Annotated in this window: 15 protein-coding genes; 6 read left to right on the top strand and 9 right to left on the bottom strand. The window is 69.3% G+C overall.

Translation table 11 applies throughout. The features are described from left to right. Positions 1 to 54: 54 nt before the first annotated feature. Positions 55 to 423: a winged helix-turn-helix transcriptional regulator gene (locus tag ID574_RS39715; RefSeq protein WP_188194180.1), complete on the bottom strand. Its 369-nt coding sequence runs from the start codon at positions 421 to 423 to the stop codon at positions 55 to 57. Positions 424 to 520: 97 nt separating this feature from the next. On the opposite strand from ID574_RS39715, the gene ID574_RS39710 reads away from it, so the two are divergent. Beyond that, on the top strand, positions 521 to 922 hold the full coding sequence (locus ID574_RS39710) for a nuclear transport factor 2 family protein (protein ID WP_188194179.1): 402 nt from the start codon (positions 521 to 523) through the stop codon (positions 920 to 922). A gap of 231 nt (positions 923 to 1153) precedes the next feature. Continuing rightward, entirely contained in the window at positions 1154 to 2995 is a 1842-nt protein-coding gene (locus tag ID574_RS39705; RefSeq protein ID WP_188194178.1) for an SGNH/GDSL hydrolase family protein, read from the top strand. A 60-nt stretch (positions 2996 to 3055) separates the two neighbouring features. Here ID574_RS39705 and ID574_RS39700 read toward each other — a convergent pair whose 3' ends face one another. Then, positions 3056 to 5818: a helix-turn-helix transcriptional regulator gene (locus ID574_RS39700; RefSeq protein ID WP_188194177.1), complete on the bottom strand. Its 2763-nt coding sequence runs from the start codon at positions 5816 to 5818 to the stop codon at positions 3056 to 3058. A gap of 276 nt (positions 5819 to 6094) precedes the next feature. Beyond that, on the bottom strand, positions 6095 to 6709 hold the full coding sequence (locus ID574_RS39695) for a TetR/AcrR family transcriptional regulator (RefSeq protein ID WP_188194176.1): 615 nt from the start codon (positions 6707 to 6709) through the stop codon (positions 6095 to 6097). A 133-nt stretch (positions 6710 to 6842) separates the two neighbouring features. On the opposite strand from ID574_RS39695, the gene ID574_RS39690 reads away from it, so the two are divergent. Together ID574_RS39690 and ID574_RS39685 are read left to right on the top strand one after the other, a co-directional pair. Next, on the top strand, positions 6843 to 7136 hold the full coding sequence (locus ID574_RS39690) for a hypothetical protein (protein ID WP_188194175.1): 294 nt from the start codon (positions 6843 to 6845) through the stop codon (positions 7134 to 7136). Between the two features lie 84 nt (positions 7137 to 7220). Next, entirely contained in the window at positions 7221 to 7835 is a 615-nt protein-coding gene (locus tag ID574_RS39685; protein WP_188194174.1) for an NADPH-dependent FMN reductase, read from the top strand. 186 nt (positions 7836 to 8021) lie between these two features. On the opposite strand, the gene ID574_RS39680 is transcribed toward ID574_RS39685, so the two are convergent. Continuing rightward, positions 8022 to 9056, bottom strand: a complete 1035-nt coding sequence (locus ID574_RS39680; RefSeq protein WP_223167558.1) for a TerC family protein — start codon at positions 9054 to 9056, stop codon at positions 8022 to 8024. Between the two features lie 365 nt (positions 9057 to 9421). On the opposite strand from ID574_RS39680, the gene ID574_RS60580 reads away from it, so the two are divergent. Together ID574_RS60580 and ID574_RS39675 are read left to right on the top strand one after the other, a co-directional pair. Beyond that, positions 9422 to 9688 (top strand): hypothetical protein, encoded by a 267-nt coding sequence (locus ID574_RS60580; RefSeq protein WP_223167591.1) that lies wholly within the window; start codon positions 9422 to 9424, stop codon positions 9686 to 9688. After that, positions 9580 to 10053 (top strand): aldo/keto reductase, encoded by a 474-nt coding sequence (locus ID574_RS39675; protein ID WP_223167557.1) that lies wholly within the window; start codon positions 9580 to 9582, stop codon positions 10051 to 10053. The genes ID574_RS60580 and ID574_RS39675 overlap by 109 nt, the downstream gene beginning before the upstream one ends. Here the strand turns inward: ID574_RS39675 and ID574_RS39670 are convergent. From ID574_RS39670 to ID574_RS39650, 5 genes are all read right to left on the bottom strand, one after another. After that, positions 10050 to 10751, bottom strand: coding sequence for an IclR family transcriptional regulator (locus tag ID574_RS39670; protein ID WP_188194172.1), 702 nt, complete (start codon positions 10749 to 10751; stop codon positions 10050 to 10052). The genes ID574_RS39675 and ID574_RS39670 overlap by 4 nt on opposite strands. Next, positions 10748 to 12022, bottom strand: coding sequence for a cytochrome P450 (locus ID574_RS39665; RefSeq protein ID WP_223167556.1), 1275 nt, complete (start codon positions 12020 to 12022; stop codon positions 10748 to 10750). Before ID574_RS39665 ends, ID574_RS39670 begins: the two co-directional genes overlap by 4 nt. A gap of 21 nt (positions 12023 to 12043) precedes the next feature. Next, positions 12044 to 12808, bottom strand: coding sequence for an alpha/beta fold hydrolase (locus tag ID574_RS39660; RefSeq protein WP_188194171.1), 765 nt, complete (start codon positions 12806 to 12808; stop codon positions 12044 to 12046). Next, complete coding sequence (locus ID574_RS39655) at positions 12754 to 13326, bottom strand: ATP-binding protein (protein WP_188194170.1); 573 nt, start codon at positions 13324 to 13326, stop codon at positions 12754 to 12756. The genes ID574_RS39660 and ID574_RS39655 overlap by 55 nt, the downstream gene beginning before the upstream one ends. Positions 13327 to 13842: 516 nt before the next feature. Further along, positions 13843 to 14415 (bottom strand): hypothetical protein, encoded by a 573-nt coding sequence (locus ID574_RS39650; protein ID WP_188194169.1) that lies wholly within the window; start codon positions 14413 to 14415, stop codon positions 13843 to 13845. Positions 14416 to 14431 lie beyond the last annotated feature (16 nt).

Genomic DNA, 14431 nt, shown 5'->3' with positions numbered 1-14431 from the left:
CCGGCGAGGTTTGGTCCACGGTACGCGGATGATGCCACGGCAGGCCGAGGGAAGTCAGCGGCGGGCATCGTAGGCGTCGCGCGCCGCGAGCACCTCGGCGATGTGCTTCTCGGCCCATCGGCCCAGCGCCTGCAGGGGCTCGTGCAGCGTGCGTCCCAGCTCGGTCAGCTCGTATTCGACCCTGGGCGGCATCTCGGCGTACGCGTGCCGCGCGACAAGCCCGTCGCGTTCCAGGTCTCGCAGCGTGTCGGTGAGGACCTTCCCGCTGATCCCGTCGACCGTGGTGCGCAGGTCGCCGAAGCGCATCCGGCCGTTCGCGAGCGCGATCACCACCATCGCCGTCCACTTGTTGGCGATGCGGGCCAGCGACGTGCGGGACGGGCAGGTGGCCGTGAGCACATTGAAGTCCGGAAGCTGTGACATGCGTCACATCCTGTAATTAGTTACGTTGAGGTAAATGGTTACTGATGGTGAGTATAGGGCTCCAGCAGGAAGAACTCGACGAAGGAGAAGATCGACAATGGGGTCCACCACCACGCTCGCAGTCGCACGCCGGTATGTCGACGCGGTGTCCGCCAAGGACTTCGCCGCAGTCGCGGGCCTGTTCGCCGACGACATCGTGTGGCACCAGCCCGGCAACCACCGGCTCTCCGGCACCTATCGCGGCGTCGCCAAGGTCAACGAGCTGCTCGGTGCCCAGATGACCGCCACCGCGGGGACTTTCGAGCTGGCCTTGACCGGTGCCCCTATGATCAACGACACGCTGGTCGCGATTCCCGTCCACTTCTCGGCGAAGCGCGACGGCGCTGAGATGTCGATGGACGGCGTCGACGTGCTGCGGGTCGAAGGCGACCGGATCGCGGAGGTGTGGCTTTTCTCGGTCGATCAGCAGGCCGAGGACGCCTTCTGGGACGCCGGCTGAGCGCCAGGCCAGGGCAGCCCGCCTCCGGATGACAGGTACGGGGGCGTGCTGGTGGGTGGCCGTTGACGAGGGCTCCCGCCGGCGCTTCGACGCCTGACGGGTGCGGAGCAAGGCCCCGGATGTCGGGGTGGTCGGGTGGGGATCACCCGATGTTAGCGGTCGCATGGCGGCGGATGATGCGTGCGGCAAGTTTTCGATCCCCTCCGACCCCTCCGATAAGGAAGGCTTGTCATGCGACCTCCCCACCGGTTACGGCGATGGCTCATGCCTTGGCGGCTGGGCCTCTTCGCGCTCGTGGCGGCCCTCGTCGCGACCATGTTGGCCGGCACTCCGGCGGTGGCCGGGCCGCCCGGCGTCAAGCCGCCGCCACCCAAGCCGACGCTCAAGCCCGTCCCGACGTTCCCCACGCCCCCTCCGACGGCGATGCCGCCGACGCCCACACCCACGCCGACGCCCACGCCGACGAAGCGGAAGTACAAGTTCGCGGTGGTCGGCGACAGCTACACCAGTGGCGAAGGCGCCAGCTTCCACAGCATCTACAAGGGAAAGGCGGACGGCACCGAGGACTGGCGGCATCAGTCCGGCTACGCGCTGCCGCACCTCGCGTGGGCCTACCTGCAGTCGGGCCGCCATCCGGTCGGCACGTACACGATCCAGCCCACCGAGATCCGCACCACCTGGGGTGAGGGCGAGGAGTTCCACTTCAACGCATCCTCGGGCGCCGAGACCAGGCACCTGAAGAACTCGCAGTGCGAGAACAAGGACTGCACCCAGGTGCGGAACCCGCCGCAGCTCGACGGCGTTCCCTCGGACGCCGACATCGTCTATTTCGGGCTCGGCGGCAACGACGCCGGCTTCGGGTCGCTGGTGTCCACCGCGGTGGAGGTGTGGGTCAAGCAGAGCATCGCGAGGCCCAACCAGTGGGTGCACAATCAGTACGAAGCCGTCAGGCTCGAGGTGCTCCGGCTGATGAATCGCATGCCGCAGGTCATGGCGAACATCGAGCAGGGCCTGGTGGACACGCACAACAAGGCGCAGAACGCCGAGCTCATCGTGGCGCTCTATCCGCTGGCGATCAAACCGTCCGGCAACTCCGACAGCCTCGAGTACATCTCCGGCCCGGCGATGGACCTGATGTATCCGTTCGCCGTCGCTGTGAACCAGGCGGTCAAGGACGCGGTCGAGAACTTCCGCGCCCGGTTCCCGAACGTCAAGGTCCATGTGTTCGACCCGAACACGGCGGGGCCGAACGGCACCAGCGTGGTGGCCGGTCACGAGCTCGGCCAGCCGGAGTCGTACTTCAACGGGCTGAAGACCCGGACGAGGGTGCTGGCGGAGAATCCGCTGTCGGAGCGCAAGAGGTTCAAGTCCAGCCAGGAGAGCTTCCACCCCAATGAGGTGGGCAGCGTGGCGATCGGCAAGGCGCTGGCGACCTGGATGGCCGGCGAATTCCCCAGCTACTTCCCGAACGGGCCCGACTTCAACCGTGTCATCACCAACCCGCAGGCCTCCACCGAGAACCCGGATGCCAACCGGCAGCTTCGGGACTGGGCGCTCAACAACCCGCAAGAGTCGTGCGACGGGACGCCGGCCGACAGCATCTGTCATTTCGTCGGCCCGGACAGCATCGTGTTCCCGTCCGACGTGATGAACAACCCGATCCCGCTGCCACCGATCCAGGGGGCTCCGACGGTCGGCGGTGGCGGCGGCGGTGGTTCCGGCGGTGGTGGTCCGGCGCCGTCGACCTGGATTCCCGCCACCTATGCCAACGGCCCGCCCGCCTTGCCCAGCGGCCCCAGCACGGGCCCCGGCACGGGTGGCTCGGGCGGCTCCGGCGGCGGCACGATCGTGAACACCCCCACCGGGGATCCGTGCGACATCGAAGCCACCGAACCGGGCGTGTCGGGCGGCTGGGCCCTGGTGGTCCAACCGGCCGTCATGAGCGGCGGTGGCCTGCAGCAGCCCGTCAACGTCACCTGGCTCAGCCTCAAGCGGATCGTCCCGTCCGAGCCTTCCAACCCCTGCCCGGAGGACGTCGAAGACGAGGTCGATCCGATCGGGTGGTGGATCTAGGCCACACCCGATGACCGGGGTCGCCGGGCGGACGCGTGCCGCCCGGCGGCTCTCCAGCCGTCACCCCGGGCTCGCCAGCCGCCTGGCCAGCGCCACCCGGGACCGCACGTCGAACTTGCTGAAGATGCGCGCCACATGCGTCTCCACCGTCTTCTGGCTGACCTGGAGCCGCTCGGCCACCTCCCGGTTGGTCAGCCCTTGGCTGACCAACTCGGCCACCTGGCGTTCCCGCGTCGTCAGCGCCGTCTCGCGTGCCGCGTGCCGCGGCCCGCGGGCGGCGAGCTGCCGCTCCACCCGGGCCAGCCGGCCGGACAGCCAGTCGGCGCCCGACTCCTTGAAGGCGACCTTGGCCCGGCCGATCTCGGCGCGGCACGACGCCACGTCTCCCATGCGGCCGTGGACGGTGGCGAGCAGTTGATGAGCCAGGCCGCGCTCGACGACGGCTCCGCTCTCGCCGAACCGCTCGGTGGCGCGTTGCGCGGCGGCCGCGGCTCCGGCCAGGTCGTCTCGCCCGCTCAACGCGCGGGCGCGGGCGTCGTACGCGATGCCGAGCTCGTACGGAAGGTCTCCCGCGGCCTCGAGCGCCGCCGCGGAGCGGGCCAGCGCGGCGCCTACGTCGCCGTCGGCCCCGGCGCGGATCGACTGCACGGCCAGCCGCTCCACCTCGGTGTCGCGGGAAAGCACCGGCGGCGGCGGGTACTCGGGTCCCGCCCGGCCGGCGAGACGGACCCGGGCCACCGCCACGTACGCCATCGCCTGCCACCACGCCGACCCGGGACCGGCGGCGGTGAGCTGGTCGGCGAGCGCCATGGCGGGGCCGATCCCATGCCGCCACAAAACCGGCAGCAACATGACGCACCTGGCCATCGCCAGCGTCTCGCTGCTACGGATGTATTCGGACGCCGTGGCGGCGTGCTCCGCGATCTCGATGGCCTCCGCCAGATGCCCGGTCCGTGCTTTCAGCCGGGCCTGGCCGATCAGCAGGTACGGCATCGCGTAGCTGCGGCCGGACATCGTTGCGAGGTCGATGCCCCTGGACAGGTGGCGTTCCGCGGCGGCCGGTCGCTGGAGGGAGATCTCGCCCCAGGACAGCGGCGCGACCAGTTCGACGTGCGGCACGAGAGCGGTGTCCGACGCGCCGTCCATCAGCCATCCGGCGCGCCTGCTGTGCGCCCGCGCCGCCGAGACGTCGCCGTCCTGCAGGCACACCAGGGCCAGCAGCGCGTACGCCGCCGCCGCGAGCGCCGGGTCGGACGTCTTCGACACGATCCCGAGGGCTTCGAGCGCGTGCCTGCGGGCGCCTTGGGAGTCCGCCCGCAACACCGCCACGGCGGTCAGCTCCGCCAGGAGCTGGGCGCGTACCCGCTGGTCCTGGCCGGCCTTGCGGGTCTGCGCGCTCAGCAAGGCCCGCGCCTCGTCCAGGCGGCCGAGCATGCGCGAGATCACGGAGGAGAAGGCCACCGCGGCCGAGGCCACCTCGTGCGGCAGGTGGATGACCTCGTGGAGGATGCGCCTGCTTTCCGCCAGTGAGCCCATCACACCGGTGCCCCGCGCCAGCCCGGTGAGCAACTGACCGCGGTACGGCACGAGGTCGTCGCGTTCGGGCAGCACCCGGAGTGCCTCGCGGAGCAGGCGCACGGCGGTCGCCGGGGCCGAGTTCAGGTAGGCGATGCCCGCGTCACCCAGCGTCCGCGCGGCCCGCTCATCGCCGTGCTCGGCGCAGCGCTCGGTGTGGTGGGCGAGCAAGGCCAGCGAACCGTCGGTGCGCCGCAGGTAGTCGGCGACCCGGGCGTGGGCGGCGACGCGCCAGCCGGGTCCGCACGTGTCGTACGCGGCGGCGCGTACCAGCGGATGGCGGAACGTGAACCGCGCGCCCGCCAGCGTGCCGAGACCCTGCCGGCACAGCTCGTCCACGGCGGAGGCGGCGGTCGCGGCGTCGAGCTCGGCGATGTGGGAGATGACGACGGGGGAGGCCAGCTCGCCTGCGACGGCCGCCGCGTGGGCCGCCTGCCTGCCGGTCGGCGTGAGCCGGTCCAGCTCGCGGCGCAGCACCGCCAGCAGCGTCTGCTCAAGAGCGAGCGTCGCCCCAGGGCGGCCGTCGGCCAGCTCCGCCAGAGTCGTGTCGTCGGCGTCCAGCAACGCCCGCAGGAACAGCGGATTGCCGCCGCTGACCCGGTACATCAGCCGCCGCCTGCGCGGTTCGACGCCGGACGGCATCAGCAATGCCGCCGCGTCCTCGTCGAGCGGGGCCAGGCTGAGCCGGGTGACGTACGGATCCCGCCGGGCGGCGGCGTCGCACACCACCGGCGGGATCATGCTCGACCGGCAGGCGATCGCCAGCATGAAACCGGCCGCGGGTGGACGGCGGAGCAGGAACTCGGTCAGTTCGAGCGACGGGGCGTCCGCCCAGTGCAGGTCGTCGAGCGCGAGCACGACGCCCCGGTCGTCGGCCAGGTGGGTCAGCAGCGCTCGAATGCCGCGATAGGTGTGATAGCGATCCAGCTGATCGGCCTTGTCCGCCGCCAGCAGGGTACGCAGCGCCGCCTCCGCGAGCGCGCCGGGAGCGGCGTCGGACAGGCGGGTGAAGGCGTCCACGTACATGCCGAACGGGACGAGCCGCTCGAACTCGGTGGCGCTTCCGGTGAGGACGGTGCGTCCGGCCGCGTGCGCGGACTCCACCAGGTACTCCAGCAGCCGGGTCTTGCCCACTCCCGGCTCGCCGTCGATGAGGACGAGGCTGTGGCCGCCCGCCAGCGCCGCCTCGATCCGTGACCTCTCACCGGCCCGTCCCACCAGCTCAGGCCGTACCCTCGCCTTGATCATGCGTCCTCCGGTCACGCAGAGAGCCGGCCGGGACCAGTCACACGGTGCGATGATCGTACGGATCCGCGCCAATGTCCACGGCGATCCCAGCGCGGTGGGACGTGCGGGAGAAATCTTCACCGCATGCCGGGCAGTTCCTGATCCGCCCCACGTAACAAGATCAGCGCCAGCACTGAGGCCGGCTTTGCAGGAAGCGGTGTGGCCCGGCCGAGAGTAATCCGGTCACGGCCGCCGCCACAGCGCCCGGCAAGAAAAGAAGGGGCGGGGGCCGAGCCGTCACTGATACAGGCTTCGCTCGGCGGTGGTGATGAGTGTCGTCGCGGTCTGATCGAGGGGCAGCGTTCGGCCGGTGTAGAGCAGGTCGAAGCTGTCAAAGCTGGTCAACAGCCAGAGCAGGTCGGTGGCCTGGTCAAGAGTGACGTCCGGGCGTAGCGCCTCCTGCTCGTCCAGGTGCCGAGCCAACTCGGCCATTCCGGCGGCACGGCCCTGCTCCATCCGCTGCACCGCGCCTCCGACTGCGGCGGCGTCGAGCAGCGCCATCGATTGCAGCACGCGCCACACGTCTCGGTGAGCCGCGTACATCTCGACGATCGCGTGAATGGCACCGCGCAGCGCCTCGCGGGCATTGGGGTGGGCCGACGCTTGGAGCATGCGGTCGAAGCCGCCGCGCTGCAGCAGGTCCGCCCCCACCGCGTCGAAGAGCCCGGCGCGTGAGCCGAAGACGAGATAGACGGTGGGGCGTGCGACGCGCGCCATGCGGGCGATGCGGTCGATGCTGACCGGTTCCGACGGAGCCTCGCGCAGCCGTTGGTAGACCGCGTCGAGGATGCGGCGCCGGGTCTCCTGCGCCGCCTCCGCGCGTAGGCGCTGTTCGTACCTCCGAGTGGCCATGGACCTCATCCTAGCATTGACTTGACACCATGTATTCTGGAATACATTGTGTCGTCCGAAAAGAGGAAGCGCCGGTGGCCGCCGCAGGTTGGTGTGGGCAGTCACTCCGGCCAGCCACCGTGAGGAGCCAGTCATGCACGTGATGATCCGCTGGAAGGTCAAACCCGAACAGGTGGAGCGCGAACTGGAGTTGTTGCGTGCCGTCTATGAGGACATGCACGCGGTTCGGCCAGAGGGCCTGCGCTATGCGACCTTCCAACTCGACGACGGGGTGACCTTCGTGGACGTCGCCGAGATGGCCGAGGGGCCGGGGGTGTTGCAGCAGGTGGAGGCGTTCCAGCACTACCGGGCCACCCTGGACGAGCGGTGCGACGAGCCGCCAGTCGTGACCGTGCTGCACGAAGTAGGCACCTACCGCTTGCCCTGACGCCACCCGATCACCGAGCCGCGGCCCAGATTCCCGGAGACCAGGTCAAACATGCACATCGTCGTCCCGAAAGGCACACCCGCCATGCGATCCACGATCCAACCGCCCATCGCCGACCGAAATGAAGTCGCCGGCCGCCCGAAGGTGGCGATCATCCTCGGCAGCACCCGTCCGGGCCGAAAGGCCGAGACCGTCGCCGCCTGGGTGCACGACCTCGCCGCCCGCCGCGACGACGCGACCTTCGAGGTGGTGGACATCGCCGACTATTTGCTGCCCCATCTGGACGAGCCCGTCCCACCGCGCGCCGGCCACTACAGCCACCCTCACACCCACGCCTGGGCGCAGAAGATCGGCGCCTTCGACGCGTACGTCTTCGTCACCCCGGAGTACAACGCCTCGGTTCCCGGCGTGCTGAAGAACGCCATCGACTTCCTGTACGCCGAGTGGAACGGCAAAGCCGCGGGATTCGTCGGCTACGGCATCCAGGGCGGCACCCGAGCCGTCGAGCACCTGCGGCAGATCCTCAGCGACCTGGAGGTCATCGACATCCCCACGACGGTCGCCTTGACCCTCGCCGACGACTTCCAGGACCACATCCGCTTCACGCCGTGCACAGCTGCGACCAAGAACGTCACCCTGATGCTTGACGAACTCGTGGCGCGAACCGCGCAAGCGAAAGGAACGGAGCGGCCGCTGTGAAGCCGAGCAGCCCGGAAGAAGTCACGGTCTAGCTCTGAGCCAGGTCCACACCTGGATGGCAGTCCGAGCGCACGACGTACAGGCAGGATGATCAACGGGATCGCGGCGGCGGCCGACGTGTCGTATGTCCGGGGCGGCAAGCCACGGGGCAGGCTCGCCGCCGGTCTCGGCGAGCCTGCCCCGTGGTCAGTTGCGCGCCTGGTCGGCGGGCTCGGACACGGACAGCTCGCCGTCCTGGCGTGCGTCGCGCCTGGACTTGAGCAGGCTGGCCACCGTCGTGACGGCGAGCACGGTGACGATGACGGCCAGCGAGATCCAGTTGTTGATCTCAGGGACCCAGGCGACGTGCTCGCCGCCGTTGATGAACGGCAGCTCGTTCTCGTGCAGGGCATGCAGGACGAGTTTCACGCCGATGAAGCCGAGGATGACCGCCAGGCCGTAGGAGAGGTAGACGAGTTTCTCCACCAGCCCGCCGAGCAGGAAGTACAACTGTCTCAGCCCCATCAGCGCGAACGCGTTGGCCGCGAAGACCAGGTAGGCGTCCTGGGTGATACCGAAGATCGCGGGGATGGAGTCGACCGCGAAGACCAGATCCGCGCCGCCGATGGCGATGATGACGATGAACATCGGGGTCAGCAGGCGGCGACCGTCCTGTTTGATGGTCAGCCGTGAGCCATGGTAGTCGTCGGCGACGGGGAACAGCCTGCGCACCAGCCGTACGACGCCGCCGTTGGGGTCGTACTCCTCGTCGTCCTTGCTGTTGAAGGCGAATTTCCATGCGGTGTAGATGAGGATGCCGCCGAAGAGCCAGAACACCCAGCTGAAGCGCTGTACGGCCTGCGCGCCCACGCCGATGAAAATCCCGCGCATGACCAGCGCCATCACGATCCCGATGAGCAGTACGCGGTGCTGGTGGATCGCGGGCACGGCGAAGTTCGTCATGATGATCAGGAAGATGAACAGGTTGTCGACGCTCAGCGTGTACTCGGTGATGTAGCCGGTGATGTAGGAGGCCGCGTGGTCATCGCCGCCGAAGATCCACACGCCTGCGCCGAAAGCGACGGCACAACCGATGTAGAAGGCGATCCACCGGGCCGACTCGGCGATCGTGACTTTGTGGGGTTTTCTGTTGACGATGATCAGGTCGAGGAGGATGAGCCCGAGCAGGGCGGCGATGGTGGCCGCCCACAGCCAGGCGGGCACGGGCATAGGTGGGGGCATGAGTGCTCCTCCGACTTGGCGTTGACACGTCCGTCGGAGGTCTTCTCCGCCCGCGGCGTCGCGGACCGACCGCGCCGGGCCCCGAGGCGGGTCCGTGATGACGACGCGGCCGCGAAGGAGTACTCCCCTCCACTTCGCCTGTGATCATACATACTGAATGCAGTATGCAACATCCCTTGCAGGTTCCTGCTTGATGAGTGTTCGAGACGATGATCATGCCTGGCCAGCGCTGCCGTCCAGTGACCATGTCCGAATGCGGCCGGTCCCATGCGGGGAGGATGCCTACACTGCCCGGCAGGACCTCTGAACGGAACCGCTAGCTGGCAAAGCGGGCATGGCGATCATTCTCGACTCGGGACAAGGGCTTGATCGCCGGCTTCTTCGCCCAGGACGCGGAATGGCTGGCTCCGCCCGGGAACGCGACCGCCGCAGCGCTTGGTGCGACGCACCACATGGTGGGCAGGGAGGCCGTCGTCCATTTCCTCACCATCGACTTCCCGCGCAGCACTACGGCGATCATCAGGTGCCGCTTCTGCGCGGGCACCTGCTTCCACGGCACCCACCGAATCGGGCCGCACCGCCGGCTGGGTATCGGGCTGGTCCCCTACAGCCCGCTGGCCGTGGCTTCCTGACCGGCACCATCACCGGCGGCACCTTCGGAGCCGGTGACTTCCGGCACGGTGACCCGCGGTTCCAGGGCCAGAACCTCGAACGCAACCAGGCGCTGCTCGCCGAACTGGCCCGGATGGCCGCCGAGCGGGAGGTGACCCTGGCCCAGCTCGCCCTCGCCTGGCTGCTGGCCCAGGGTGACGACGTCGTCCCGATCCCCGGCACCAGGCGGGCGACGCGGCTGGCCGAGAACGCCGGGGCCGCCGACGTCGTGCTGTCCGCCGACGACCTCGACCGGCTGGAGGCGGCCGTCCCCCGGGCGGCCTGGTCGGGTGACCGGCAGTCGTTCGCGGCGCACCGTACCGTTCGGGCTACTCTGTCACGCTAGAGGAGCCGCGCGATCTGGGTTGCGGCGCTGAGCACCAGTGGGGCGATCTCACTTTCATCCCGCACGCCGATGGTGACCACGCCCACGCTGGCGTCGGCCGGGCGCCCTGGCGTGGTGATCGGGGCGGCGACACCCCACGCCCCGGGCTGCAGCTCACCCGCCGTGACCGAGTAGCCGGTGACGCGGGCCTCGGCTATCGCCGGGCGCTCCCCCGGGCAGGGCGGGCGGCCGGCCAGGATGGCGATTCCCGAGGCGCCGCGGTTCGCGGGATGCCGGGTGCCGGCGCGATAGCTGACGTGGATCTGTGAGGCGCGCGGCTCGGCCACGGTGAGGACGACCGCCTGGCTCTCGTCGATGTCGAGCACCGTGATGAAAGCGGTGGCGTTGCAGGTGTCGGCCAGCACCTGGAGCGCGGAGGCGGCCGCGCTGCGGAGCCTGTGCTGCACGGCGGCGTTGAGCTCGACGATGCCGAGGCCGAGGGTGAAGCGGGTGCCGATCCGTGCGACCAGCCGGTGGTTGCCGAGCGCGGTCAGATGGCGGGAGACGGCGTTGCGATGGATCCCGGCCACGTGCGCGAGCTCGGTGATCGTCAACCCGTCCGGGTGGTCCCTGAGGATCTCCAGGAGCCGCAGGCCGGTGTCGATCGTCTTCGAGCCCGCCATGGTGGAGGCGGCCGTGCTGTGCTGCTCAGCGGTCATTGTGTGTCAAGGCGAGGTACGGGGGTGTAGCGCAAGGGCAGGTGCTTGATGCCGCCGATGAAGTTCGACACCAGCCGGACCGGTGGTCCGGCGAGCTCGACGTCCGGCAGCCGCCAAAGAAGTTCCCGGTAGAACGCGCGGAGTTGCAGCCGGGCGAAACGGGAGCCGAGGCACACGTGCGGGCCGTCCCCGAAGGAGACGTGGTCATTGGGCCGGCGGGCGATGTCGAAACGCATCGGGTCGGGGAACTGCCGCTCGTCGAAGTTGGCGGCGCCGTGGAAGACGACCACCTTGTCGCCCGCGGCGATGCGCCGCCCGGCCAGGACGGTGTCGCGTGCTGCTGTACGCCGGAAGCTGAGGACGGGGGGATGCCAGCGCAGCATCTCCTCGATGGCCGAGTCGAGGAGCTCAGGCTGATCGAGCAGCCGACGATGCTGGTCGGGGTGGTCGAGCAGGGCGAGCATCCCGCCGGGCAGGGCCGAACGCACCGTGTCGTTGCCCGCGATGACCAGGAGAAAGAAGAACATCGACAGTTCGGGATCGGTGAGACGCTGCCCGTCCACCTCCGCCGTGGCGAGCGCCGTCATGACGTCGTTCGCCGGATTCCGGCGCTTGTAGGCGGCGAGGGAGTGAGCGTACTCGAACATGTCGCTGAGCATGGCCGGGGATCGTGGATTGACCGGCTTGCCGTCCGGGCCGCGTACGACGGTCGCATGGTCAGGATCCTGGTAGCCGATCACGCGGTTGGTCCACTCCAGGATCTGGCCGCGGTCGGCGGAGGGGATGCCGAGGAGATCGGCGAGGTTGTGGATCGGGTAGTCGTCGGTCACGTCCACCGGCAGGTCGCACTCGCCTCGCTCGGCGATCTCGTCGACGAGCAGACGAGCCCGCGCCGCGATGCCGGTCGTGAAGCGCTCGATGCGCCTGGCGGTGAACACGCCGGAGACGATCCGGCGGAGCCGCCCGTGGTCCGGCGGATCGAGGTTGAGCATCGTGCGCCGGATGAACGACAGGTCGGCGGGGTCCGGGTCACGGATCTGGGTGGCGCCGAGCCAGGAGCTGTACTCCGTCGGCGTGCGCAGCACGCGCACGACGTCCGCGTGGCGGGTCACCGCCCAGAACCCGGGTCCCGCCGGCCAGTCACCGACTTTGTGCTCATCCTGCCAGTGCACGGGGTCGTGGTCGCGCAGCCAGCGGTACGTCTCATGCGGGATGCCTTGTGTGTAGATACGCGGGTCGAACACGTTGACCGTTGTATTCATATCGATCATGGACATCCCATCTGGAGATCGTCAGGCGGACAGGAAACGCTCGATGGCGGACACCAGGGCCAACGGTGTCTCATCCATCGCGTAGTGGCCGGCGTCCGCGAATGTGAGCAGCTCGGCGTTCGGGTACCACTGCAGCCATGTACCCCGCATGACGTCGGCGGAGAGGGCGGGGTCGTGCTCACCGGCGATGACGAGCACGGGCGTGGTGGCGCCGGCCACCTCGGTGTGGAAGTCGGTGCGCGCCCAGGCATCCAGGTAGGCCCGGTAAGCGGTCACCGTGGAGTTCCGCAGCGAGTTGTCCACCATCTCATCGAGCCATGCGCCGGGAAGCCGGTTGCCGGTGGTGAGATCGATGATGGCACGACGGTTGGCGGGCTCCTCGGCGGAGCCGGAGAACAGCGCCCACCCGTCGTCGTCGAACGGCACGCCGGAGGCCGGCACCGGGGAGATGCCGACGAGCTTGCGGACCCGGCCGGGCGCGTCCAGCATGACCCGCTGCATCGCCGTGCCGCCCATCGAGTGACCGACGAGGGAGAAGCTCTCCCAGCCCAGCTTGTCGGCGAGTGCTGTCACGTCGGCGGCGATCTCGGCGAGGGTGTACTCGCCGGTGAGGTCGCGGGCCTCGCCGTACCCCCGGTAGTCGGGGAAGGCGTAGGTGAAGGTGTCGCCGTCCAGGTAGGGCCGGATCTTCCTGAAGGAGCCGCGGTCTCCGAACCAGCCGTGCAACGCGATTACGCGGTGCGGTCCGGAGCCGTGGACGTCATGGGGAAGGACGACGGGGGACATGGCGGATTCTCCTTCGTGTTCGTGGGGCCGGATGGGGAGCGCACAGCGAATGTCCTGGCGAGCGGTGCCTCGCCCGCCCGTCGGGCGCCGCCGAGGCACTCCAGGCTGAACCAGACGTACTTGCCCGCTTCGTGCTGGACGGCGCCCCACTGGTCGGCCTGCGCCTCCACCAGGAACAGCCCGCGCCCGCTCTCGGAGAAGAAGTCGGGGGTCCGCTGCGTGGGGAGGGTCGGATCGGGGTCGCAGACCGCCAGCCAGACCGTGGTGTCCCCGACCCGCACGTTGATGCTTATGTCGGACGATCCGCGAGCGGGCGCGGCGGCGTGCTGGACCGCGTTCGTGACCAGCTCGCTGGTCAGTTCGGCGATCGTCGCCTCGTCGGCGGCGCAGAGCGACAGATCCCAGGAGGCGAGCATCGCCGACACCCAGCGGCGGGCGATGGATGGCGCGATGGGGGAGCAGGGCAGATCGCACCAGCCGGAGAGCCGTCTGCTCGTGAGGTCGCTGACGACGGTCACCGCGCGCTCGCTCCGATGGGCGGTGAAGGGCAGGTCGGCGTGCCGTTACGGCACCGCGCCGCACTCCGCTTCTTGGCGGCTCCCTGGCCGGCGCCACCCTCCATGGGGTGCCTTGATAAGGCGGCGGCAGGTCCGACCTCGGGTTTCAGGCAATGCATCGCGAACACGGCGTGAACTTCTCCCGGGATGCCCAAATATTGGGCATGGTGGTCAAAAGATGGGCGCGCAGCGAAGAAAGCATCGATCGGAATGAGGCTGTTGTCAACGCGAATGGCACAAAAAGTGGATCATTCGTGTTGAGGACGGTTATGCCGGGGATGCCGCGCGGCGGCGGCTGAATCCGGGTGCCGAGGTGAGCACCACAGCTGTTCCTCGCCGTGGCAGGGGCAAAGAGCTCGTTGAGCGTGCTGTGGTGCGGCGGCGGCGTGCGGCGGCGGCGTGCTGCGGCGGCGTGCGCCGGCGGGCGACGTGCGGCGGCGTCGGGCATATGGAAAAAGCCCGGACTCCCTATGCGGCCTAGGCCGTCCGAGTTGTCACAGCGCGCCAGCCGAAGGCGACGGCGCCGGTCAGAAGCACCACTCCGGACAGCACGCCGCTGAGGAACGGTACCCAGGCGACGGCGGCTGTCGACGCCAGAACCAGACCGCCGGCGCCGAGCAGGGTGAGGACCACGCCGGGCACGGCGATGCCCCAGTCCTTCCAGATGGGCGCCAACGCGATGAAATGTACGCCCACCACCAATGCCACCCACGCCACGTTGGCTTGCTCAGGGACGCCCCAGGCGGCCAGCACCCGAAGCCCGCCGAAGAGCAGGATCGCCTCGGCGGCGACGACGATGAGGTAGCCACGGCTGAACATGTTCCGCTGCTGCCCCGCGGCGGGCCGTTCCCTCCGGGCGGTGGCGAACCACATGCCGATGACGCCGGCGGCCGCCAGACAGGCGGCTGCCCGTAAGAAGGTGACGGTCACGGCGTTGAGCGGACTCTGCGCGTTCACGACGACGAAGACCGCGCCGAAGACAGCGCCGACCAGTAATCCATTCATTCGTTGCATGAGGTCATTGAAGTCCGGGCCGGCTTCCGGCCGCATGGGGGCTGGGGCGAGA

Origin of the sequence: Nonomuraea sp. SYSU D8015 (assembly GCF_008065375.1) — a bacterium.
GTDB lineage: Bacteria > Actinomycetota > Actinomycetes > Streptosporangiales > Streptosporangiaceae > Nonomuraea.
The sequence above is the reverse complement of the archived record's forward strand: the minus strand, read 5'-3'. Positions and strand labels throughout refer to the sequence as shown.

Bases quoted from the DNA above. Each gene is read 5' to 3' on its own strand.
- ID574_RS39715 (WP_188194180.1), bottom strand. From the start codon at position 423: ATGTCACAGCTTCCGGACTTCAATGTGCTCACGGCCACCTGCCCGTCC.
- ID574_RS39710 (WP_188194179.1), top strand. From the start codon at position 521: ATGGGGTCCACCACCACGCTCGCAGTCGCACGCCGGTATGTCGACGCG.
- ID574_RS39705 (WP_188194178.1), top strand. From the start codon at position 1,154: ATGCGACCTCCCCACCGGTTACGGCGATGGCTCATGCCTTGGCGGCTG.
- ID574_RS39700 (WP_188194177.1), bottom strand. From the start codon at position 5,818: ATGATCAAGGCGAGGGTACGGCCTGAGCTGGTGGGACGGGCCGGTGAG.
- ID574_RS39695 (WP_188194176.1), bottom strand. From the start codon at position 6,709: ATGGCCACTCGGAGGTACGAACAGCGCCTACGCGCGGAGGCGGCGCAG.
- ID574_RS39690 (WP_188194175.1), top strand. From the start codon at position 6,843: ATGCACGTGATGATCCGCTGGAAGGTCAAACCCGAACAGGTGGAGCGC.
- ID574_RS39685 (WP_188194174.1), top strand. From the start codon at position 7,221: ATGCGATCCACGATCCAACCGCCCATCGCCGACCGAAATGAAGTCGCC.
- ID574_RS39680 (WP_223167558.1), bottom strand. From the start codon at position 9,056: ATGCCCCCACCTATGCCCGTGCCCGCCTGGCTGTGGGCGGCCACCATC.
- ID574_RS39670 (WP_188194172.1), bottom strand. From the start codon at position 10,751: ATGACCGCTGAGCAGCACAGCACGGCCGCCTCCACCATGGCGGGCTCG.
- ID574_RS39665 (WP_223167556.1), bottom strand. From the start codon at position 12,022: ATGATCGATATGAATACAACGGTCAACGTGTTCGACCCGCGTATCTAC.
- ID574_RS39660 (WP_188194171.1), bottom strand. From the start codon at position 12,808: ATGTCCCCCGTCGTCCTTCCCCATGACGTCCACGGCTCCGGACCGCAC.
- ID574_RS39650 (WP_188194169.1), bottom strand. From the start codon at position 14,415: ATGCGGCCGGAAGCCGGCCCGGACTTCAATGACCTCATGCAACGAATG.